The organism is Streptomyces sp. NPDC002032 (assembly GCF_042890765.1).
In the GTDB taxonomy this organism is placed as follows: Bacteria; Actinomycetota; Actinomycetes; order Streptomycetales; family Streptomycetaceae; genus Streptomyces.
Genome location: NZ_JBIASM010000023.1, coordinates 69,350 through 91,545, shown reverse-complemented (window position 1 = coordinate 91,545; position 22,196 = coordinate 69,350). Strand labels below are relative to the sequence as shown.

Sequence of the window (22,196 nt, the reverse complement as noted above, 5' to 3'; positions counted from 1 at the left end):
CCCGCGGAGCGGGTCCCACAGCGCTGCGCGCTGTGCCAACGAACCGCCGCGCTGCGCTCGGCGGGGCTTGGCTTCGCCGAGCCAGGGCCAGCCCCTTCGGGGCCGGCGTCCTGCGCTGCAGGCCTGGGTGACCCCGTTTCACGGGGTCTGGGCCTTCGGCCCTTTGGGCGGGTTCGCTTCGCTCCCCCGCCCGGGGTCCTTCCGGCTTCGCCTCCAGGACTGGCCCGCTCCGCGGGCGCTGGCTGCACGGGTCCGGCCGGGGCGTGGTCTATTCGTGCCGCCGCGGGGTGGCTCTCAGATCCAGGATCCGCCGCAGTCACAGGGCTGGGGCTCCTCGTCCGGTGCCAGGCTCAGCGGGCCCAGTCTCGCCGCCAGCTCCTCGTCGTTCAGGTGCCCTCCGAACCGGTCCCAGCTCGCGATGAACCGTCCAGGTGTGAGCCCGAGGTCGAAGACCGATGTGAACGTCGAGATCATGCAGAAGGCAATCGCGCCGTCACGGTCGGCTGGATCGCTGATACGAGTCTTCAGGTCATCTCTCAGCCGGGTGAGCATCTCCAGCGTGGACGCCCCGCCGATCGCCCTCCGGCGCAGCTCCCAATCGATCTCCTGCTGTCCAGCGCCCCAGCTCATACCCCACCCTCTCGAAGAGACCAACCTGCAAAGCGATGCTTCAAAACTTAGCCCGGCTTGATACGGGAACTGATGGCATGGTGCGTTCCTCGGTCCCTGCACGAAGCCACGCTGTCGACGGCCAGTGAACCTTGTCGTGCGGCAGACCCACTCCACAGGTCAGACAACTGACACACCCCGCACTCTGCGCAGACTCAACGAGCCAACAAGCCACCAGCCCGCTCAACCAACCTGCACAACCCCAGATCAGGAACATGACGACTACGCAGATTCAATGACCCACGACAGAAGTGACGAATGTCGGTCAATACTTTGCTTGCCATGATGCCTCCACGTCCTGAAGATGGTTCTGAAGTCGACTGGGACGTGATGGAACAGGCGTGGCGCCGAGCTCGTTACCGACGCCCTGAAAATGGCCGCCGGCCGCAGCGCCCTCAAGCCGGGCTACATCGCCCACTCAGGCCGCGAATCGGAATACACATCAGGCGAATACCGGACGCTGATACAGGAGTTGAACCTGCGACAGAGTATGGGCAGAACGGGCTCATGTTGCGATATCGCCGCAGCCGAAAGCCTTTTCGGCCTGTTGACAGCGCGCAAGGAGCTGTGGAGCTCCAACGTTCCCGGTGGTGACGGGTCCTTCCTCCATATGGGTAGCGACGGAAACCTCGTCGCATACCGCAAGGGCGGCGGTCCCGGCATAGGCAACTCGTACTGGTCGACCGCCACCATGAACAACCCTGGTGCTTACCTCAAGTTCCAGAACGACGGCAACCTCGTCGTCTACAAGAAGGACGGCGGCGAAGGCAAGGGCGGCGCCGTCTGGTCCAGCAACACCTGGCAGTAGGCCGCCCACCCGGCCAACGTGTAAACCAGCGGCAGCACACACCACACTGAGGCGATCGGCGGTGCCCCGGAGAGCCGGTCTCCGGGGCATCCCGTCAGCACGCCGCCCCCTGCCGCTCCCGCCGATGAGTGATGCGGCCGGTGCCGGCTCGCTGGACCCTGTGCAGCTGCGGCTCGGGTTCGTGTGCCGCCTGCTGTGCCACTGAAGCAGGCATTCTCAGCCGGGGCAGGCTCCGTGCTACCTTCCAGTAAGTGTTGAGTACAGGTGCAATATCCGGCGGTGCCCCGGGCACGCGTGACGCGGCTCCGTCCCAGAAGACGGACGGGTCCACCCAGAGGGAAAGATCGAGACCGGCCTCGCTTCCCTCTTTGACGGGGCTTAGGTGGACCGCAGCCCTGATGGTGTTTTTCTACCATTTGGACATGGTTGAGTACATCGGAGGCCGTGCGGGAAGCGCCCTCCGGTTCGCCTTCGGCGCCGGCAACACCGGAGTGTCGTTCTTCTTCGTGCTCTCCGGATTCGTACTAGCCTGGTCCACGGCCAGCACACCTAAGGGCCATGACATAGTCCGCTTCTGGCGCCGCCGGTTCGCACGTGTCTACCCACTCCACCTGGCCACAGCACTCGGCGCCCTGGCCCTGGCCTACACCCTGGCCCCCGGGACAAAGCCGTCCATCCGGTCGCTTCTGGCGAATCTGTTCCTGGTCCAGGCATGGGTACCCGACGTCCAGTACTACGGCGGCGTCAATCCCGTCAGCTGGTCCCTGGCCTGCGAAGCCTTCTTCTACCTCTCCTTCCCGCTACTCGTCCGGCCGCTGCGCCGCCTCAGCTGGCGCGCCAGCCTGACGACCGCCGCTGCCTGCACCGTCCTGGTCATGGCCATGCCTGTACTGGTCACCTCGTTTGCGCATCCCGACTGGGCCGCCTACGACTTGCCTCTCGCACGCCTGCCCGAGTTCATCCTGGGGATCACCCTCGCAGAGCTGGTCCGTGCCGGCCGATGGCGCGGACCTGGCCTGACTCTTTCTCTCGCACTCACCATGGGCGGCTACTTCCTCAGCTCCCAGGCACCTCACTACCGGTACCAGTACGCGGCCTGCACCATCATCGGCTTCTCCGCGCTTATCGCGGCCGCCGCACAAGCCGACCTGCGGGGCGAACCGTCCCCCTGGCGTGGCAAGCTCAGTGTCAAGCTGGGGGAGATCTCCTTCGCCTTCTACATGGTTCACATTCTGGTCATCCGCACTGGTGAATACCTCTTCCGCCCGCACCCAAAGCTGCCCTGGTGGCCGTCCGGCCTGCTGGTGGCGGGAGCCGCGTTCACGGCATCGCTTGCCATCGCCTGGACGCTGCACAGCTTCATCGAGAACCCCGGCCGGAAGCTGCTGCTCCACAAATGGGGCAGCACTTCCACCATGAAGTAGAAGCGCACAGCCTGCGCCAAAGCAGCCAGCACCTGCGAACGCTCAGCTCTGAACAACTCTGGTCCCCGCCGAACCCGCAAAGGGCCGCCACTCCATCCCAGGAAGTGGCGGCCCTCAGTCATACACGCGCTTCTATAGGACCCTAGAGGAAGCCCCCCGTAGCGACGATGGCCGCGGGGTACCGGCGCACTCAGAGTTCACGCGAACGCCGGCACGGGGTCGGCGCCGGGTTCCTCCAATTCCGTTGTCATCCGGGCAGACCCGCTGGTCCTCGCTCAGCCTCTTGTTGTGGACAGGCACTCCGGCAGCCTGAATCGCTGCGGCCAGGGTGCCCGCGCGCCCGGTGGATGTCAGTCGCCGCTTTCCTTGCGGTGTCAGTGGGTCCACAGGCGGGTGGTGAGCCAGATGATGGCGGCGACGATGACGCCGGCGACGACGTTCTCGATGATGTTGTTCATGAAGGGCATGCCTTTCACGCGCCGGTCGGCCTGCTGGGCCGGCCGGCGCGGTGTGCTGAACGGGGTGGTGGCTTTATTCACGGCTTGTGGGTTCTGGCACAGATCTTGGGGAGTCGTCGCGGAGCGTTAATTTCGTGTTCGATTGTGAGGAGACGTCTCGTGTGAGACGGCGTGCGCCTTGTCGTCCGACGATCAGAATTGACGCTCCCTCAGGTATCTGCTGGCCACTGCTGCGGTCGGTTATGGACGGCGATGGTGCTGGTTATGCAGACCGATGCACCGTTCTGGGACTCGTTGGTGTTCGCCGGGATCGACGATCTGGACGTCGAGGCGGTGACGGCCGTGTTCGGCACGGTCGAGGTGGTGGCGAGAGGCCGCGCGGCCAGCCCTGCCTGTCCGGAACTGCGGCCGCTTCTCAGGCCGAGTGCACGACCGGTACCAACGCAGGCTGAAGGACCTTCCGCTCGCTGGACAACCCTTCGTGATCCGGCTGACGGTTCGGCGCTTCATCTGCGGAGCGGCGGTCTGCCCGCGTTGGACGTTTACCGAGCCGTTCTCGCGGCTGGCCGCCCCGCACGCACGGTTCACCGCGCGGCTCAACCACGCCCTGGAACGTGTGGGGCTCGCGCTTGCCGGGCGGGCTGGGGCCCGACTGTCCGCCCAGCTGGGCTTCGGCGCAGGACGGATGACCTTGATACGCAGGGTCATGGCATTGCCCGATCCACAGTTCAGTACGCCGCGCGTGCTGGGCGTGGACGACTTCGCGATCCGCCGCGGCCAGACCTACTCCACCGTCTTGACCAGCGTCGAAGACCATCGTGTGGTCGATGTGCTCCCGACTCGCGAGGCTGGGCCGCTGGCCGCCTGGCTGGTCCGCCATCCCGGTGTGGAGATCATCTGCCGGGACCGGGCAGGTGCCTACGCCGAGGGCGCCCGCCGCGGTGCTCCAGACGCTCTGCAGGTCGCCGACCGGTTCCACCTGTGGCAGGGCCTCGGCCGGGCCGTTGAGACCTGCGTCGCTGCCCATCGCGAGTGCCTGCGCAACCCGTCGTTCACCGGCACACCGCCAGACGGGACCCGTCCAGACCCCGATCGGCCGCAGGACGACTCGGCACCTGCTGGCCGGCGGGCCGAGCGAAAGAAGGCAGCCCACGCCCTGGTCCACGAGCTGCTCGCCGAGGGCCACTCTCGCCGGGCGATAGCCCGGCATCTGGGCTGGGGCCTCAACACCGTGCCTCGGTACGCGAACGCCGAACGCTGGCAGGACACTTTCCGCGAGAATCGGCCCCGTCCCAGCAGACTGGACCCCTACAAGCGGTACCTGGAGCGGCGGTTTGCCGAGGGATGCACCAGCGTCACCCGACTGCATAGCGAGCTGGTCGACGCCAACGCGCCCGTCACATATCAGATGGTCCGCGCCCACATAGCCACCCTCCGCGGGGCTCTGCCCAGCGCACCGCCGCGGCCGCCGACGGTGCGGCAGGTCACTGGCTGGCTCACCCGACACCCCACGACCCTGACCGAAGAAGACCGGGCCGGACTGAAGGAGGTCCTGGCCCGTTGCCCCGAGCTGGACAAGGCCGCCGGGCATGTTCGCGACTTCGGCGAGATGCTCACCGACTGCCTCGGCACCATGCTCCCTGCCTGGATCGATGCCGTCGATGCCAGCCGGCTCCCCGGTCTCACCGGCTTCGCACTGCACCTGCTCCGAGACCTCGACGCCGTGACCGCCGGGCTCACCCTGGACTGGAGCTCAGGCAGTATCGAGGGCGCCGTGAACCGGATCAAGAAGATCAAGAGGCAGCTCTACGGTCGAGCTGGCTTTCACCTCCTGCGCAAGATGATCCTGCTGCAGTAGCTCCCCAAATACCGCTGCTCGTGCGCATCGAAGGCGGTCATCGGCAGCCTCCTGACCTGGGTGGACGGCACTCGTCGAGCACAATCTCCTCTCCCTAAATCGCTCGGCTCCGAGCAACTGCCGTGCAAGGATCTCGCCCATGATGACCATGCCCACTCTGACGGAACGCCGCTCTCCATGGGTCGTGTTCACGACCCCGGTCGACCCATGGCTGGCGTCGGAGACGGCCGCGCTCGTGCAGCGAAACGGGCTGGTCCTGCGGCTTGACGGACGGGAAATGCGGGATCCGGCGTCCGTCTTCCGTACCTTCGCCCGAGACCTGTCGTTCCTCGGCTATTTCGGCCACAACTGGGACGCGCTCGTGGACTGCCTCCACGACTGGCACGGTCCAGGCCAAGGGAACCAGGACCTCGCGATCCTGATCGAGCACGCGGACGACCTGCTGAAGTCGGACTTCCTCGGGCTGTTTGTATCGGTTCTAGCCCAGGCAGCCTGGAACTCCAACCTTCGCTTGGACGGCGACGGCGAGCCCGATCATTGGTGGCGGCAGCATATGGCCCAGCACTTCGTCTTCCTCCTGGACCACACAGCACCCGTTGCCTTCACGGAGAAAGCGGCCCGCGGCATGGACGTGGCGGTGGCGCTCTCCAACGGCCGTCTGCTCGTCACCTTGACCGATATCGACTGGCCCGGTGGGGATCTCGCTTCCGCCCCTTGGACGGCTGGTCCGCTCTCCTTTGCTGACGAGGAGATCCTCAGCGGCAGGAACATCGAGGGCATCAAACTCTTCCGAGACCACTTCGGCTGCTCGATCCATGAGGCCTTGGACATCCTCCAATCCCGCACCGAGTACCTACGCCGCGAACACTCGGACGACTGAACGAGGGCTGTGCCAACCAGGCGACCGGATTCGCTGGCAAACGCCTGGACCAGAGGTGAGAGGACACCGGCATCCTCGAACACCGCGATGGCTCTCCGCGACCGCTCCCCAAGATCTGTGCCAGAACCTGCTTCTGACCTACGCAGCCAATCAGGCCATCCGCGACCTGGAGGCGCAGCTGGCCGCCGCCTCCTCCCACCGGTCCGGACCTCGGCAGCCCGCGTCCCGTCAGCCCCCGCCGCCGTCCGTGGTGGTGGCCCGGCCGGAGTGGACGGTGACGGCGATACGGACCGCCCACGGCCCGAAGCCGCTGAGCTTGTTCTTTAACCTCGGGACGTTCTTGTCAGTGCCTGGCTCTATCCTCCGCTGAACGTCACGGATGGACTGGGAGTCAGGCTGTGCAGATCGCAGGGGTAGACCTGTATGTGAATCACCCGGTGATGGCGCTCGGTTCGACCGAGTGGATCCCCACGACACTGGCCCTCAACGGCGCTCCTGCCGCTGCGTGCGACACTCACGTCATCGTTCGAGTGCAGGCCCAGGTCGTACTGGTCAAGGTCCGCGTCTTCAACGATCACGGTGACGCGGATGACCACGGACCTGACAGAGAGCCGCTGACGACCGTGTTCGACGGGCATCTTCTGCTGAGTGACGGCCGGCTGGTAGTGGGGGACGTCGTTGGCGAGAGCCGATTCACCACTTCCCTGCTCGGGAAACCGGGTAGGCGGCGGGTTCGGGTCTCGGTTGACGATCCGCAGGGATGGGCTCGTTTCGTTGACGTCGTCATCAGCGCCGAGACCGTGTGACGGCCGCTTATCGGCTCGAACGATCTTCGAACTAAGTGGCTCGTCCGGGAGTTCGCCGGATGTGGAAACGGCTTTCGTCTGATCATGTGCTCCGACCAAGGACGCACCTGAACTCAACGAAGGCCGCAGGGAATGAGTTTGCTTTACCACGATGTCCAGCGGGAGCCGTTCGCGGAAGCGTCACACTTCCGGGAGGACTTCTTCGCGTGTCTGACCGCGCGGGGTGACGAACTGTTCGAGCTCGCGGACGCTCTGTTGTGCGCAGACGGGCCGGTGAGGGCGCCGGTGGACCTGACGCTGCTGGCCGAGCACCGTCGTGGGCACGGCGCTCTGTACGACGCTCTCAATCACGGCCGCATCGACATCGACGGGCTGCGACGGACGCTGGCCGCGCCGCCCCAGCCTCGGGCGGCCGATGACCGGCTCGTCCTGGCTGCGGACGTGACCAACTGGCTGCGGCCGGATGCCGAGTGCAGCGCGGACCGGCTGTTCTGCCACACCTTCGGCCGCGGCCGGGACCAGCACGTGATGATCCCGGGCTGGCCGTACTCGTTCGTCGCCGCTCTCGAAGCAGGCCGCACCTCCTGGTGCCGGCTGTTGGACGCCGTCCGCCTCGGCCCCGAGGACGACGTCGCCGAGGTCACCGCCCGCCAGGTCCGCCGGGTAGTCGAGGACCTGGTCGTCGGCGGACGCTGGTGCGAGGGTGATCGGGACATCCTCATCGTCTTCGACGCCGGCTACGACGCCCCGCGCATGGCTTACCTTCTCGTCTCGACGGGCTGCCCGTCGAGGTCCTGGGACGGATGCGATCGGACCGTGTCATGCGACGGCCGACGCCCACACAGCTGGAGTACGCCCTGGCCTATCCCCAAGGCGGCCGGCCGCCCAAGTACGGCAAGGAGCTCCGCTTCGCCAAGCCCGCCACCTGGGGCGAACCAGACGCGGCGACCACCCAGGTCACCGATCGCTACGGCACCGCCCGCGCGGTCGCGTTCACCCGAGACTCACCACCCGCTCCGCGTGGATCGACCACGACAGCGAACTCCGCATCATCGAGGGGACGCTGATTCACCTAAAGGTTGACCGATTGCCCGGCGGCGGAGAACCGCTGCCGCTGTGGCTTTGGTCCTCCGCCACCGGCATGGCCGGCCCCGACGTCGATCTGCGATGGCAGGCGTTCCTTCGACGCTTCGATCTGGAGCACACGTTCCGGATGATCAAGCAGACCCTCGGTTGGACCCGACCGAAGCTCCGCGCCCCTGAGGCTGCGGGCCGGTGGACGTGGCTGATCATCGTCGCGCACACCCAGCTCCGTCTCGCCCGGCTGCTCGCCGAGGACGTCCGCCGGCCCTGGGAACGTCCGGCGAAACCGAACCGGCTCACTCCGGCCCGGGTCCGCCGCGGGTTCAGGAACCTCCGCCCACACCTGCCCTGTCCGGCCCGTGCACCCAAACCCACCCGGCCCGGCCCCGGCAGACCCCTCGGCTCGAAGAACCAGCGACCCGCCACCCGCTACGACGTGGGCAAAACCGTCCGACGCCCCGAGAGCATCATCGAACGCGACCGGACCAGACCATAAAGCACAAGCTGAACACACGCAGGTCAGCCCACCAGCCCCAAGCACTACAGCAATGGCCACACTGGCTGTTGGAGTCATCCCTGTAGCCCGAGACGAGAGCACCCGCGCACACCTGAAAAACTCGGCCAACGCGAGAAAACCCCAGAAACTCAATGTCATTCACACCACTGTCCCCAAACCGAGAGATCGCACCTGAACTTTGCTGATTCGAAGGGTGGTTGGCGGACGCGCGCATACGATCAACGGCATGACACCAGTGATCGCCCCGCTGCCGGGCGGTGCGCCCGCGCAGCTCGGAGGTCATCGCGTCCTGGGGGTGCTCGGGGCCGGAGGGATGGGGACGGTCTACCTCGCCCGCCGCCGGGGGCGTCCGGTCGCGCTGAAGACCATCCGGCCCGAACTCTTCCGCGACGCTGACCTCCGCGAGCGGTTCACCCGCGAGGCCGCCGCCGCGGCGGCGGTCCGCAGCCCCTTCGTCGCCAACGTGCTCGGCTCCTCCACCGCCGACCACGTGCCGTGGATCGCGGCCGAATTCGTCCCGGGCGCGACCCTCGCCGCGGCCGTGCCGCGGCACGGACCCCTGCCCGCGGCCGCCGTGCGGGCGCTCGCCGGGGCGCTCGGCCGGGCTCTGACGGCCGTGGGCGCGGCCGGGGTCGTCCACCGCGATCTCAAGCCGTCGAACGTCCTCCTCGGCGCCGACCGCCCCCGGGTCGTCGACTTCGGCATCGCCCGGGTGACCGGGGACGCCACCTTGACCGCGACCGGGCAGCGCCCCGGAACGCCCGGTTACATGTCGCCCGAGCAGGTGGTGAAGGGGCCCCTCGGGCCGCCGAGCGATGTCTTCTGCCTCGGCGCGCTGCTCGTCTTCGCGCTGACCGGCCGGCACGCCTTCTACGACGGAGACCCGGTCCGCTCGGACTTCCGCGTCGCCTACGAGGCACCCGACCTCACCGGCGTACCGGCCGAGCTGATGCCCGTGATCCGCGGTTGCCTGGAAAAGCAGCCCGGGGACCGGCCCGCCGCCGTGGAGGTGGCCGCGGAACTGGACCCGCAGAGCGCCGCCCTGCGCGCCGCCGCCCGCTGGCTGCCGCCCGCGGTGCTCGCCGACGCCGGCGAGATCGCCCGCGCCGCGGCGGCCCTGGGCGCCGGCCCGCGGCTGCCCACCCGGCGCGGGGTGCTCACCGGCGTCGGCGCGGCCGTGCTGCTCGCGGCGGCCGGTGCCACCGCCCTGCGCGCCCTCCCGGAGGAGGACGGCCCCGCCCGCACCCCCGCTCCCCGCTGGAGCGGCCCGCCCGGCACGGTGCCCGAGCCCCTGTGGTCGTACGACGGCGCCACGGCGCAGCCGACGTTCGGGCCGGTCGACGTCGACGGCCGGGTGTGCTTCGCGGGCGGCGGTGGCGAACTCCTGCTCCGCGATCCGGTCTCGGGCGTACAGCGCTGGCGCGGCCCGGTGGTGCGCGACCTCGTCGGCGGCCGCCGACCCGTCGCCCTGGGCCCGGACGGGAGCCTGCTGTTCCTGGACCCCGCCGACGGTACGGTCCGCCACCGCACGCGCGAGCGAGTGACCGGGCTGCTCGTCGCCGACGAGGACCAGGTGTACGCGCTCGACGCCAAGGGCGGCGTGGCCGCGTTCGAGCGGGCGGACGGCGGGGTGCGCTGGCGCGTGTCCGTTCCCGTGCCGAGCACGGCGCTCTCGGCGGCCGCCGGGCACGGGCACCTGATCCTGTCCTCCGCCGTCGGAGGGGTGGTGGCCCTGTCCGCGACCGACGGCAGCCCGGTGTGGCGGCGGCCCACCAACGGTTCGCGGGCGGCCTTGTCCGCGAACGCGGTGCTGCTGGGCGGGGCCGGGGACCGGACGCTGACCTGCCTGGACCGGGAGCGCGGCGAACCACTGTGGACCCTGCCCGCGGACGACGGCGCGGGCTTCGGCGTGCCGACGCCGGCCGGCGACGACGTGTACGTCGCCGACGGCCGCCAGCTCCGGAGCGTCGACGTGAAGACCGGAGAGTCCCGCTGGACCGTGCTGGCCGCCGAGGAACTGGCGCGGGACCAGGCGCCGTTGGTGGCGGGGTCCGGGATCTTCGCGCCGCTGCGCAGGCCCGAGCTGGGCATCCTCGTGGTGCACCGCGGGCGGGCGGCCGAACAGTACGTGTTCGCGCCGGCCCCCGCCGGGGAGGTCCGGGCCGACGTCTCCTGGCGGGGAGCGGTCGTCGCAGGCAACGTCATCTGGCAACGCGGCGGCACGGTCCGCGCCCTGCCGGGCATGTGACCGACCCCGGACGGGGCCACGAGGTGAGGGGGGAACGCATGGGGGGCGGACGTCTGGGGGAAGGCCCCGGTCCCGAGGACCCGCGGTCGGCCGGGCCGTACCGGCTGCTGGCCCGTTGGCCCGGCCCCCGGCCGGCGCCGCAGCGGGGCGGCATGTACGTCGGCCGCGACCGCGGCCACGGGCACGCCGTGGTGTGCCTGCTGCCCCCGGCCGCGCACCGGGCGGCCGAGGAGCTGAGCCGTGGATCCGTGCCGGGAGTGCCGGCCGTACTGGACCTGGACACCGGGAGCGAGCCCGCGTGGGTGGCCCTCGCGCACACCCCCGCCGTGTCCCTCTCCGACGTGGGGCGGCGGCCCGCAACGGAGTCCGGGATCCTGCCCCTGGAACAGTCGGTGCGGCTCGCCGCGGAGGTCGCCGACACCCTGGCCGCCCTGCACGCCCGGGGCATCAGCTACGGCGCGGTGGCACCAGACGGGGTCTGGCTCACCACGGCCCGCCCGCTGCTGATGGCCCTGCACGCCTGCCGCATGCCGTCGGCGCGGCCGCATCGCGAACCGGACCGCGGGCAGGGGCCGGGCGACGGTTCAGGGCCCGACGCGGGGCCCGGCCGGCCCGAGCCGCCCAGCAGGGTGTCGGCCGTGCCCGCCGCCTTCATGGCCCCGGAAGTGGCCGCGGGGCGGCCCTCCTCCGCCGCCGCGGACGTGTACTCCCTGGCGGTGCTGCTGCTCCACACGGCCACCGGCCGGCTCCCCTTCGGGGACGGCCCGCCGCCTGTGCTGGCCTATCGCGCCGTCCACGACCGGCCCGAACTGCCCGAACTGCCGGAAAGACTGGGCGAGGCGGTGGCCGCAGCGCTGTCCGCCTCCCCGGCGGACCGCCCCACCGCCACGGAACTGTCCCGGTCCCTGGCTCCCGGAGGGCAGGACCCGGAGCGGACACCGGACGCGCTGCCCGGCCGGGTCGTCGCCGCATTGGCCGTACGCGCGCAGGCGATCGTCGACCTGGAGAGCGCCGACGCGGAGACCGGCGCGGACGGGGAGGCGGACGACCGGGCGGCGGACGCCGATGCGCACGAGCACGAGCACGAGCACCCCGCCACCCTGGCCGAGACGCCCCCGGCCACCGGCCAGGTTCCAGCCCGGGCGACCACGCTCGGCGCGGTCGCCCCGCCCACCCGCCGCCGGGTGCTGTCCGGCCTGCTGACCGGTGCGGCGGGCGCGGCCCTGGGAGTTTCCGGGACCCTCGCGTGGTCCGCGCTGACCCGCGAGGACGGCCGCACCGCGCCGTCCGCAGCGGCCGGCGGTTCCGGTACGAGCCCCCGCGTGCCCGGCATGCCGCCGGCCGCCCTGTGGCGTCTGGACGACCCGACGGCCCGCATCCGGCTCCTCCCGGTGAGCAGCGCCGATCGTTGCCTGATGATGCGCGGCGACGTCCTGTACGGGCACGACCTGCACACCGGCAAGGAGGTGTGGCAACTGCCCGTCGACGACAACACCTCGCCCGTCCTCGTCCCCGGCAGCCGCTTCCTGATGGCCACGCGCGAGGGGCTGTCGCTCTGCTCGACGCGTGACGGGCGTACCCAGTGGCTCCGGCGCGACGAGCAGCTCTCCAGGGTGCTCGCCGTCGACGGCGCCACCGCGTGGGTGCTCGTGCACGATGCGAGTGCAACGGGCGGATACCTGCTGACGGCATTCGACCTGGAGCACCGCAAGGAGGTGTGGCGCACCTCGCTGCCGAGCGGATTCGGCAGCACGGAACTCACCACCACCGTCGGCCCGGAGATGGTCGTCGTGGAGGTGCGGGTACCGCGGCCAGCGTTCCAGGACGTCACGGCCGTCCGGACCCTGTCGATCGCGGGCTTCGAGCGGAGCAGTGGACGCATGCTCTGGAGCCGCTCCTACCCCGGCGTGCACAGCGGCCCCGCCTCCGTGGTGGACCCGGCCGGCGGCGGGCGGCTGTTCCTGCTCTCCGGCGGTCGCGCCCAGGCCCACGACCTGAGGACCGGCACCCGGCTGTGGGAGTCGCAGGCCCTGGTCGCCGGGACCAACGCCCCGCCCTTCTTCAGCGGCGGCACCCTGTACCTGTGCGACGACGGTACGGGCCCCGTCGTCGCCGTCGACCCGGACACCGGCCGGACCCGGTGGGAGCAGGCGTTGGACGAGAACCTGGCATGGAACATGCTCGGGAGCATGACCGCGAGCACCTCCGGACGCACCCTCTACCTCGCGACCCTGCACCAGGTCACCGCGACCGCCCTCCCCTCGGGCAAACGGACGTGGCAGACCGGGCTCGCGGGCGTGGAAGCCCGGGAGCCGTTCCAACTCGCCGCCGTCCCCGGCGTCCTGCTGATCGCCCGGCCGTCCGCCGTCGTCGCCCTCCCTGCGGACTGACCCCGCGTCCCCTCTCCGCCGTGCCCCTCCCCCCATGCCTTCCCCGCCCACCGACAGCCGCACACGCGAGGACGCACGGCTTCACCGCCGCCCCTAAGGAGTCCACCGGTCATGTCCACGCTCCTGCCCCTGCTGCCCGACGATCCCGAACGGCTCGGGGAGTACGCCCTCCTCGGCCGGCTGGGCGGCGGTGGCATGGGGACCGTTTTCCTGGCACGCACGGCCGGCGGCCGGCTCGCCGCCGTCAAGACCGTCCGGTCCGACCTGCGCCACCGGCCCGACTACCGCCGGCGGCTGACCCTGGAGGCCGAGGCCGCGCGGGCCCTGGGAGCGGAACACACCGCGGCCTACCTCGGCGCCGACACCGATGCGGCGCGGCCCTGGCTGGCCACGGCATACCTCATCGGCCCCTCACTGACCGAGGCGGTGGCGGCCGGCGGGCCACTGCCCGAACCGGTCGTCCGCGGACTCGGCTCCGCGCTCGCCGCCGCCCTCACCGCCCTGCACCGTGCCGGGCTCGTCCACCGGGACGTCAAACCGTCGAACGTACTGGTCACGGCGCAGGGCCCGCGCCTCATCGACTTCGGGCTCGCCCAGGCCCCGGGCAGCCCCCGCCTCACCGAGACCGGGGGGCCCGCGGGCACACCGGCGTACATGTCACCGGAGCAGGCGCGCGGGCGACCGCCCGGCCCGGAAGGCGACGTGTTCGCCCTCGCCGCGGTCCTGGTGTTCGCCTCGACCGGTCACGGCCCCTACGACGCCCGTGGCCGGAAGAGCACGCTCGAACTGCTGCGGGACGGCGCCGACCCCGACCTGACCGGCCTGCCGGACGGGCTGCGCGAGACGCTGACCGCCTGCCTGTCACCGGAGCCCGGCGACCGGCCCGCCCCCGGCCGACTGCGTGACGAGTGGGGGCCGTTTGACCCCGGGGAGTTCGCCGAGCTGCTGCCGCAAGCCCTCCTCGCCGACCTGTCCCGCCGGATCGGTGACGTCGCCGCCGTCTCCCCCGCCCCGCTGCGCGCCCCCGCCCCGCGCCGCACTCTCTCCCGGCGCACCCTGCTCGCGGGCACGTCTGCCGCCGCGCTCACCGCCGTGGGCGGGGCCGCGGCGCTCTGGGCCACCGGGAACCTCCCGGGCTCGGGTTCCGGCTCCGGCTCGGGCTCCGGGGCCCCTACGGCGTCGCCCGGTCCCGGCCGCCGCTCCCGTCCGCCCGGCACCCCACCGGCGCCGCTGTGGTCGGTTGCTTCCCCGTTCTCCGCTTCCCCGGTCGTCGCGTCCGGCGAGGTCCTGATCCACACGAGCGACGTCCTGCGCGGCATTTCGACGGCCGACGGCCGGATCCTGTGGGAGACCAAGACCGCCACGGTCGACGTCGTCGTGGCGGGAGAGCGCCTCGCGGGTCTCGTCTTCGACGACGACGGCAACGCGAGCGCGGGATACGTGGACCCGCGCACCGGCCGCCTCCCCGCCGACGCGGCCGACCCGGCCGTGCTGGGCGGCCTCGCCCACACCACCCAGTTGCTCGCCGCGGATGCCCAATGCCTCTACCTGAAGGCGTATTTCCGCTCCGACGACCGGCGCCAGCAGGAGGAGGCCTGGCTGCTCGCCTACGATCCGGGCGCCCGGAAACTGCGCTGGCGCACGCGCGTGGAGGGCGCGGTCCTGGACTCGCTCGGCTCCCTCATGATGTCGTCCATCCTCTCCGGTGGCCGCCTGATCTGCTCGGATCCCGCACGCGTCTTCGCCGTCGACCTGCGCGACGGCCGCCTGTTGTGGGCCTGCCGGGTCCGCACCGACCAAGAGGCGACGTCGCCCAACCAGTCGGGCGGCATCAACCCCCCGGTCGCGTCGGACCGCCACGTCTTCGACTTCGAGGAGCGGATCACGGCGGTGGACCTGGTGACGGGCGCGGTGGCCTGGAAGCTGGAGCCGGAGGGGAAGAAGCTGCTGAGCGCGCCCGTCTGCGTGGACGGCACGGTGTACGTCGCGGACGGGCAGCTCCAGGCCTACGACGAGTCGACCGGGAAGAAGGTGTGGACCCACGACCCGGGCGCGTACGTCTCCATGCTGGCGGCACCCGCCCCGTTCCGTGGCGAGCTCTACGCCGCGGTCGCCGGCGCCGGTCAGGCGGTCGTCGCGGTGGACACCGCCACCCGCCGCGTCGCGTGGACGCTCTCGGCGGGCGCCGTGAACATGCCCGACGGCCCGAACATGGTCGTCCAACGCGGCAACCGCCTCTACCCGCAAACCGTCGATCGACTGGCGTCCGTTCCCCTCGACTGACCTCCGCCGCGGCAAGAACCTCCGTGGAGTGCCCCGGTGGACGGCCGCACGGGTCCCGCCCGCACGGGCGCCTGAGTTCCGGTCGTCGATTCCCGGGAACGGGCTGACTGACGAGTTGACGGCCGACGTGCCGGCCGTGAGTGCGCGCTCCATGCGCTCCCTGCCGCGCCGGGACTCATGGGGCCATCTTGGTGACATGGCGCCCCGGCTCCGTGCATGGTGCACAGCAATGCTCAACCCGACCTTCCGGTTACCGGGGCCGTCGTGGTTCATGAGGGCCGAGTACTGCTCGTGCGGCGACAAGTTGTAGAGGGACGGCTCTCATGGCAGTTCCCCGCGGGTAAAGTCGCGCCGGGCGAGTCCTCCGGGGAAGCCGCCGTACGCGAGACGAAGGAAGAGGCCGGACTGGTCGTGATCGGCCTTGTGCGGCTGGGCGAGCGGAGCCCATCCGATCACCGGTCGGCACGTCTCGTACACGGCCTGCGAAGTGGTCGGCCGGGCCGCGCACGTGGCGGACGCCGACGCCAACGGCAAAGACATGAACGCGGGCGCCGCCTGGGCCGCCTGGGCCGCCGACCTCGTCGTGGCCAAGGGCAGCGGCAAGTAGACGCGACGCGCCCGGAGTCTCATGAGACTCCGGGCGCGTGCGGCCTGCTGTGGGGCGGTTGTTCAGGTGGAGCGGTTGATCAGAAGGTGAGCTTGAAGTCGGTGATCGTGCCGGTGTCAGCAGCGCCCTTGTCCTGGACCTTCAGCTTCCAGGTGCCGTTGGCCGCGACGGCCGAGGCGTTGACCGTGTAGGTCTTGTTCAGGTTCGCCGTGGAGTCCGACGAGGAGCTCTGCAGGCGGAACGTGGTCCCGTTCGGGGCCACGAGGTCGATCTGCAGGTCACCGATGTAGGTGTGGGTGATCTTCACACCGACCTGGAGCGCGCTCGGGGCGTTACCGGTGATCCCGGTGACGGCCACCGAGGAGGTGACCGCCGGGCCCGGGGAGTCCGGGATGGCGACCTGGGCCGTGCTCTCGAAGACCTTGCCGGTGCCGGGGTTGCCGCCGCCGGAACGGGCGCCCACGTTGACGCCGGCCCAGGCGTCGGTGACGTTCTTGACCTCGGCGCTGCCAGCGCCGTACAGCTCGGTCGCCGCGGCGATCGTGCCGGCGCGGGCACCCGCGTAGTCCGTGCTGGAGTTGAACTTGGTGGTGAGCGCCTTGTACCAGATGAGCTGCGCCTTGTCCCGGCCGATGCCGGTGACGGGCAGGCCGTCGGAGGTCGGCGAGTTGTAGCTGAACCCGTTGACCGTCTTGGCGCCGGAGCCCTCGGAGGCCAGGTAGAACCAGTGGTTGGCCGGGCCCGAAGAGTAGTGGACATCGAGGTTGCCGACGCCGGAGTACCACGCGTCCGCGGAGCCGCCGTCCTTGCTCGGCTTGTCCATGTAGCGCAGCGGGGTGCCGTCGCCGTTGATGTTGATCTGCTCGCCGATGAGGTAGTTGCCCGGCGCGCTGGGGTTGTTCGCGTAGAACTCGACGGACGTGCCCATGATGTCGGAGGTGGCCTCGTTCAGGCCGCCCGACTCGTTGCTGTACTCGAGGCCCGCGGTGGCGGCGGTGACGCCGTGCGACATCTCGTGGCCGGCGACGTCCAGCGAGGTCAGCGGGTCGTTGTTGGCGGTCCCGTCGCCGTACGTCATGCAGAAGCAGCTGTCGTCCCAGAAGGCGTTGACGTACGCGTTGCCGTAGTGGACCCGGGAGTAGGCGGCGACGCCGTCGCCTCGGATACCGGAGCGGCCGAAGACGTTCTTGTAGAAGTCCCAGGTGACCCCGGCGCCGTAGGCGGCGTCGGCGCCCGCCGTGGCGGCATTGGAGTTGGCCCCGTTGCCCCAGGTGTCGGTGGACTGGGAGAAGAGCGAACCGGTGCCGGACGTACCGTGGTTCAGGTTGTACGTCTTGTGGCCGCCGCGGGCGGCGTCGTTCATCGTGAAGGTAGAGCCGGACTGCGAGGTGCCCAGGGTGACCTGGCCGCTGTAGTGGGTGTTGCCGACGCCGGTCTCGATGCCCTGCCACTGGTGCAGCTTGGCGCCCGTCTTGGCGTCGGTGATGACGTGGAGCTGGTTGGGGGTACCGTCGTCCTGAAGGCCGCCGATGACGGTCTCGTAGGCCAGGGTCGGGACACCGTTCGCCATCCACACGATCTTGCGGGGCGCGATGTCGGCCTTGTCGGCCTTGGAGCCGACGGCCTTCGCGGCGTCGAGGGCCTTGGCGGAGGCGGCCGCCGGAGCGTCGGCCGGGGCGGAGGTGGAGACGCCCTGCAGCTGGGCGTTGGACGCCTTGCTGACGCTCTGCGTCTTCTCGGCCGCGGTGCGGCTGACGACGAGGTCGCCGCCGAGGACGGGCAGGCCCTCGTAGGTCCGCTCGTAGCGGGTGTGGGTGGTACCGTCCTGGTCCTTGACCACATCGTGGACGAGGAGCTTCTCCTGCGGGCCGAGGCCGAGCTCCTTGGCCGTGGCGGCGGTGGTGCTCTGGGCCTTGGCTATGAGCTCGGCGCGCTGCGACGGGGTGAGCTGCGCGGGCAGCGCTCCCGGGTTGCGCACCTGCTGGCCCTTGGTGGCGGCGTTGGCGGGAGCGTCGGGCTGGGCCGCGGCGGTGCCGGCCTGAACGCCGACGGTGAGCAGGGCTGCGGCGGCGAGCAGGGCGCCGGTGGCGGTGGCGTTCCGCCTGTGCGTGGACTTCACGCGAACTCCTTCTGCATGTGGGGGGTGGAACCGGGCAGCCGGGAAGGGGCAGCCCGGGGCAGAGCGTGCGGAGCTGTTCGTGTTGGGGATGGGGAGAGGTTGCCAGCGATCTTCATGATCGCCATGGACACGACAGCAATTGGCCGAAACGCGTCCGGATTTCGCCCCCACGCGTCCGCTGAGCGGACGTCATCGGCCGGAACAGACAACCGGAAATGCCCTCGAACCCACCTATTGCGGAAGCGACTTGACCAGATCGCGGTACTTACCGGCGTCTTAAACGATCAGGTAAAGCATTCGGCATCAAGGGTCAAACAACCTTGGCCTGCTCATGACTTGACGGCTGAGAGACGGGGGGGCGGGCGCCCGGTCAGGCGGGAAGGGCGTCCGACGGCGGAGGAGAGTGACCGGCACAAGGCCATGAAGGATGGCCGGGCCGGGCCGGCTCCCGGTCGCCCTCGAGGGGCGGCGGCGCTGCGGCCTGGAGGCGGGCGGCCTGTTCGCGGGCGGCCTGTTCGCGGGCGACGTCGTCGGCATGGCAGGGACCGCACACGGTCAGGTCACCGGCCGTCCAGGCACCGCCGCGCACGGTGGTCTCCCCCCAGCGCTCGTCGGTGAACTTCCGCCCGCACCGCTTGCACACCGGGCGCTGTGCCGCCCGCTCGTCGGCGCGGGCCAGCTGGGCGCGGTAGAGGTCGCCGTCGGGGTTGTCGAGCGCCGCCATCGGCGTCTGCTCCCCCCTCCGTCCCAGCCGCCGCCAGACCGGCCCGTCGGCGCCGTCCTCCTGGAGCTGCTCCAGGGGTGGTCACGACAGCGTGTTCCGCGGGCAGCGGGTAAACGCGCTGTTCAGGAGGGGAGGCATCCGATGGTGGTGCGGGTCGGAGACTGGTGCAAGTGCTGGCACCGCTCAACGAGGCATGAGAAGGGTGAGGGGACGAGGACCCGTACGATCATGTTGCCTTCGGGCCCGTGCGCGCAGTGCGAGTGCGAACACTACGACGATCAGGCGATGGAGATCGTGCGGCAACACCGGGCAGCCCTGGAGGAGCAGCGCATGCGGCGGCAGGAGCAGGCTGACGGACCGGCGGAGTGCCCGTTGGGCGAGACCAACTGCGTGAACGGGATGCATCCGACGATCGGCTGGTGACGCGGCGGCGGGCACACCCGTACGGTGCACGGAGGTCACCCGATCCTTGCCGACAGCCCGCCGAAGTCGTCGTCCTCGTCGTCGTACCGGTACTTGTCGTCACGGTCGTCGTACGGCACCGCGCCGGTCGCCGTCATTTTCTTCGGCCGACCGTGGCGCGGTGGGCCGCCGCAGCACCCGCCCGCGATGTTGTCTAGCCCCGTGTGTCGACCAGCTCCGCAGCCCCGGCTGGTGGGTGTGTGACGCTCGCGGTTCCGAGCGCGTGCTCTCGTTCTGCCGCCGCAGCGCAGCCCTCGGCGCCGTCGGCGACCTCGATGCGGGTCTGGCCGGTGGCGGTGGCGAGGGTGTGGCGTCCGGTCCGGCGTGGGGTTCGAGGGTGACGCGGTGGATGGTGAGCGTGCCGTCGTGGCGGGCGAGGTCGGCTCGGCCGATGAGGCGGCCGCCGGCGAGGAGGGGGCAGACGTAGTAGCCGTGGACGCGGCGGGCTGCGGGTTTGTAGGCCTCGAAGACGTGGGTGAAGCCGTCGAGGCCATGGACGCGGGGGCGGTGCCAGAGCAGGTCGTCGAACGGGCCGAGGAGGACCGGGGCCCGTGAGCGCCGTACCGGGCTGCCGCCGAGCGCGCCCGGGCTGGCCCAGGCCGTGTTACCGCCCTCGATGTGTGCGGGGTGAGGCCGGTGTCCGGCAGGAGCCGGGCGGCGACGGGGGTGGGGATGCGGATGTAGTCGGTGAGGGCGTCGTTGAGGTGCTCGGCGGGGATGCAGCGCTCGGCCAGGTCGAACAGGCGTTGCCCGCCGGTGCGGCGGGTGGAGGCGAGTTCACCGGACCAGAGGAGGAACTCGACCGCGGCCTTGACCGCCGGCTCCGGCCCCGGCGCCTTCGCGCAGACGGCGCAGTGGGAGCGGGCCTTCGGCGGTGATCCGGTCGAAGAGGGCCGCGCGCATTTTCCGGTCGGGGTATGGGGGAGGCGGCGTGATGCGCGGCGGCGGAACGCCCACAGCGGCCAGTCGGCGAGCGGGACCACGGCCAGGGCGTGGGCGGGGTAGTCGATCGCGACCCCTTCGAGATCAACGTTCGTGTTCATCGAGAAGGTCGCGAGCCCTCGCGTACGTGCTCACGTAGAGAGTCGCCCAACAGAACAGCAGAAGCGACTGACCGCACTGGGAGTGGAATCTGCCCGGGCCTCGCCTACGGACCCTGCGCCCGCTCGTGGAGCGCGAGGGACCGAGCGAGGCACAGCAGGCATTCCAGCGCGGCCTGGAGGCCCTCAAAGACTGACGGGGAAGAGATCACCGGCAAGGGCGAGAAGGAACCGGTGATCGTGAAGCTCGGCATATGGGTTCCAACACCGAAAGCCGACGCGACAAGCTCACCCACGACCAGCTCGACGCCCTTACGAAGCCAAGCCGTCCACGCGCGGCTCTTCCGGGGCTGCCCGTCAACGGAAGGACGCCGATTCATAGGATCAGTCCGTGACGGCATCCGGATCGTCGAGTTCGTGCAGACCCGCCGGGTCCTCGTCGGTCAGTACCTGTCCCGTCGTGGTGACCAAGCGCTGGGCGTGGCCGCGGTGGACGCACATGAGTTGGTCGCGGGTGCCGGTTCGGGCGCGGTACACGGCCAGAGCGGGACCGTATTTGCTGCTGTGTTCCGGGAGTTCGGCTGGCGTGCTCCATCGGCTGCCGTCGTAGGAGGACCACCGCAGCCGTTGGCGGGCGGGGTCGCGGTGGACACAGATCAGTTGGCCGTCGAAGACGGCCAGGCCGATGTTGCTCCGGGTGCGGTGCCCGGGCAGCGCGCCCTCGGAAATCCAGGTGGTGCCGCGCAGTCGGCTCCAGTGGATCGCCCCGTCCTTGGGGTTGCCGTGGAGCAGGTGCAGGGCGTCGTCGTACACGACGAGCGAGGGGGACCGTGTGGTAAGGGCGCCGGGGACCGCTTGGGGAGCGGTCCAGGTGCGGCCGTCCCGGCTGGTGGTGACCATGATCTGCTGGCCGGCCTCGGCGTAGGCGAGGTGGAGGGTGTCATGGAAGACGGCCAGCGCCGGGCCGTAGACGCTCTCGGCGTACGGGACCGGCTGATCGGGGCTCCAGGTGTCGCCGTCGTACGAGGTCAGCGCCATGCCCCAGGTACCCGAGCCGCCGCGGTGCGCGCAGTACAGCCGGTCCTGGTACACGGCCAGGGCAGGGCTGCCCAGGGTGTGATGGGACGGGAAGGGCTGGTCCTCGGACCAGCTGCCGTCCGCGCGGTGCGCGGTCCACCACAGGTCGGGGTCGTCCCCCCGGCCCTGGTAGACGCAGTACAGGTCGCCGCGGAAGACGGCCAGGGCGGGGGTTTCGGAGGCGTAGCGGGCCGTGAACGGCCGCTCGGCTCCCCAGCCCGCGTCCGGTGTGAACACGCTGAACCACAGGCCGGTCTGGCGCGGTGGGGCGTCCAGGGCCATGGGAGCGAGGAGCATGGGAGCGGCCCAAGGCGAGGTCAGCTCGCATCCGGCGCCCCGCGCGGCCGCCTGGATCCGTCCGGCACGTTCGGCCAGCCGTGCGCCGACGGCGTCGGCGAGGCCCTCGGGCAGGGCTCCGGCGAGCACATCCCGGATCAGGCCGTGGAAGCCGCTGAGGCCGGCGTGGTCCGGAGGTACGAGACGGTCGATGGCCCCCTGGTCGAGGCGGAGGGTGAAGCCCCAGTCCAGCAGGCGGACGGAGACGGTCGCTCCCGCTTCGGCAAGGGATTTGGCGGCCCGCTCCGCGTGTTCCAGGGCCTTGGGCGACGGGGTGTCCGCGCCTTGGCCTGCTGTCGCGCTGTTCTTCTCTGCGGGGGCGGTGCCTTCGATCGTCATTCTGTCTTCCTTTCTTCAGGGCTGCGGGCCGCGGGTGCCCTCCGCGTGGTGCGGAGGCGAACCATTGC

Annotated in this window: 15 protein-coding genes and 2 pseudogenes; 11 read left to right on the top strand and 6 right to left on the bottom strand. The window is 70.5% G+C overall.

The genetic code is table 11. The features are described from left to right. Nucleotides 1-294 precede the first annotated feature (294 nt). Entirely contained in the window at nt 295-630 is a 336-nt protein-coding gene (locus tag ACFYYT_RS33510) for a hypothetical protein (protein WP_351830980.1), read from the bottom strand. Between the two features lie 649 nt (nt 631-1,279). Here ACFYYT_RS33510 and ACFYYT_RS33505 point away from each other — a divergent pair. Together ACFYYT_RS33505 and ACFYYT_RS33500 are read left to right on the top strand one after the other, a co-directional pair. Continuing rightward, nucleotides 1,280-1,477 (top strand): hypothetical protein, encoded by a 198-nt coding sequence (locus tag ACFYYT_RS33505; protein ID WP_351830977.1) that lies wholly within the window; start codon nt 1,280-1,282, stop codon nt 1,475-1,477. A gap of 251 nt (nt 1,478-1,728) precedes the next feature. After that, entirely contained in the window at nt 1,729-2,901 is a 1,173-nt protein-coding gene (locus ACFYYT_RS33500) for an acyltransferase (RefSeq protein ID WP_351830974.1), read from the top strand. A gap of 374 nt (nt 2,902-3,275) precedes the next feature. On the opposite strand, the gene ACFYYT_RS33495 is transcribed toward ACFYYT_RS33500, so the two are convergent. Further along, the gene (locus ACFYYT_RS33495) at nt 3,276-3,440 is read right to left on the bottom strand and encodes a hypothetical protein (RefSeq protein WP_351830972.1); all 165 of its coding nucleotides are present in this window, start codon (nt 3,438-3,440) and stop codon (nt 3,276-3,278) included. Between the two features lie 343 nt (nt 3,441-3,783). Between ACFYYT_RS33495 and ACFYYT_RS33490 the strand changes: the two genes are divergently transcribed. The 8 genes and pseudogenes from ACFYYT_RS33490 to ACFYYT_RS33455 all read left to right on the top strand — a co-directional run bounded on the left by ACFYYT_RS33490 (nt 3,784) and on the right by ACFYYT_RS33455 (nt 16,031). Beyond that, a complete protein-coding gene (locus tag ACFYYT_RS33490; RefSeq protein WP_351830969.1) occupies nt 3,784-5,217 on the top strand; it encodes an ISL3 family transposase in 1,434 nt (477 codons plus the stop codon). 139 nt (nt 5,218-5,356) lie between these two features. Continuing rightward, nucleotides 5,357-6,097, top strand: coding sequence for a barstar family protein (locus ACFYYT_RS33485; RefSeq protein ID WP_351830966.1), 741 nt, complete (start codon nt 5,357-5,359; stop codon nt 6,095-6,097). A gap of 398 nt (nt 6,098-6,495) precedes the next feature. Further along, nucleotides 6,496-6,903 (top strand): hypothetical protein, encoded by a 408-nt coding sequence (locus tag ACFYYT_RS33480; RefSeq protein WP_351830964.1) that lies wholly within the window; start codon nt 6,496-6,498, stop codon nt 6,901-6,903. A gap of 132 nt (nt 6,904-7,035) precedes the next feature. Next, nucleotides 7,036-8,482 (top strand): annotated as a pseudogene (locus tag ACFYYT_RS33475) (NF041680 family putative transposase). Between the two features lie 247 nt (nt 8,483-8,729). Then, complete coding sequence (locus ACFYYT_RS33470) at nt 8,730-10,751, top strand: PQQ-binding-like beta-propeller repeat protein (protein ID WP_388610347.1); 2,022 nt, start codon at nt 8,730-8,732, stop codon at nt 10,749-10,751. A 38-nt stretch (nt 10,752-10,789) separates the two neighbouring features. Then, nucleotides 10,790-13,141 carry a PQQ-binding-like beta-propeller repeat protein gene (locus tag ACFYYT_RS33465; RefSeq protein ID WP_351821155.1) on the top strand — a complete coding sequence of 784 codons (2,352 nt, stop codon included), beginning with the start codon at nt 10,790-10,792 and terminating at the stop codon, nt 13,139-13,141. 111 nt (nt 13,142-13,252) lie between these two features. Further along, on the top strand, nt 13,253-15,424 hold the full coding sequence (locus ACFYYT_RS33460) for a PQQ-binding-like beta-propeller repeat protein (RefSeq protein WP_351821158.1): 2,172 nt from the start codon (nt 13,253-13,255) through the stop codon (nt 15,422-15,424). A gap of 216 nt (nt 15,425-15,640) precedes the next feature. Then, nucleotides 15,641-16,031: pseudogene (locus tag ACFYYT_RS33455) on the top strand (NUDIX hydrolase). 79 nt (nt 16,032-16,110) lie between these two features. Here the strand turns inward: ACFYYT_RS33455 and ACFYYT_RS33450 are convergent. Together ACFYYT_RS33450 and ACFYYT_RS33445 are read right to left on the bottom strand one after the other, a co-directional pair. Further along, on the bottom strand, nt 16,111-18,150 hold the full coding sequence (locus ACFYYT_RS33450; RefSeq protein ID WP_351821161.1) for a M4 family metallopeptidase: 2,040 nt from the start codon (nt 18,148-18,150) through the stop codon (nt 16,111-16,113). Nucleotides 18,151-18,520: 370 nt separating this feature from the next. Beyond that, entirely contained in the window at nt 18,521-18,874 is a 354-nt protein-coding gene (locus ACFYYT_RS33445) for a hypothetical protein (protein WP_351821164.1), read from the bottom strand. A gap of 285 nt (nt 18,875-19,159) precedes the next feature. On the opposite strand from ACFYYT_RS33445, the gene ACFYYT_RS33440 reads away from it, so the two are divergent. Further along, the gene (locus ACFYYT_RS33440) at nt 19,160-19,297 is read left to right on the top strand and encodes a hypothetical protein (RefSeq protein ID WP_351821166.1); all 138 of its coding nucleotides are present in this window, start codon (nt 19,160-19,162) and stop codon (nt 19,295-19,297) included. Nucleotides 19,298-19,396: 99 nt separating this feature from the next. Here the strand turns inward: ACFYYT_RS33440 and ACFYYT_RS33435 are convergent, their stop codons facing one another. Beyond that, nucleotides 19,397-19,954, bottom strand: a complete 558-nt coding sequence (locus ACFYYT_RS33435; protein ID WP_388610355.1) for a DNA glycosylase AlkZ-like family protein — start codon at nt 19,952-19,954, stop codon at nt 19,397-19,399. 806 nt (nt 19,955-20,760) lie between these two features. After that, the gene (locus ACFYYT_RS33430; protein ID WP_351821169.1) at nt 20,761-22,128 is read right to left on the bottom strand and encodes a hypothetical protein; all 1,368 of its coding nucleotides are present in this window, start codon (nt 22,126-22,128) and stop codon (nt 20,761-20,763) included. Nucleotides 22,129-22,196: the final 68 nt, after the last annotated feature.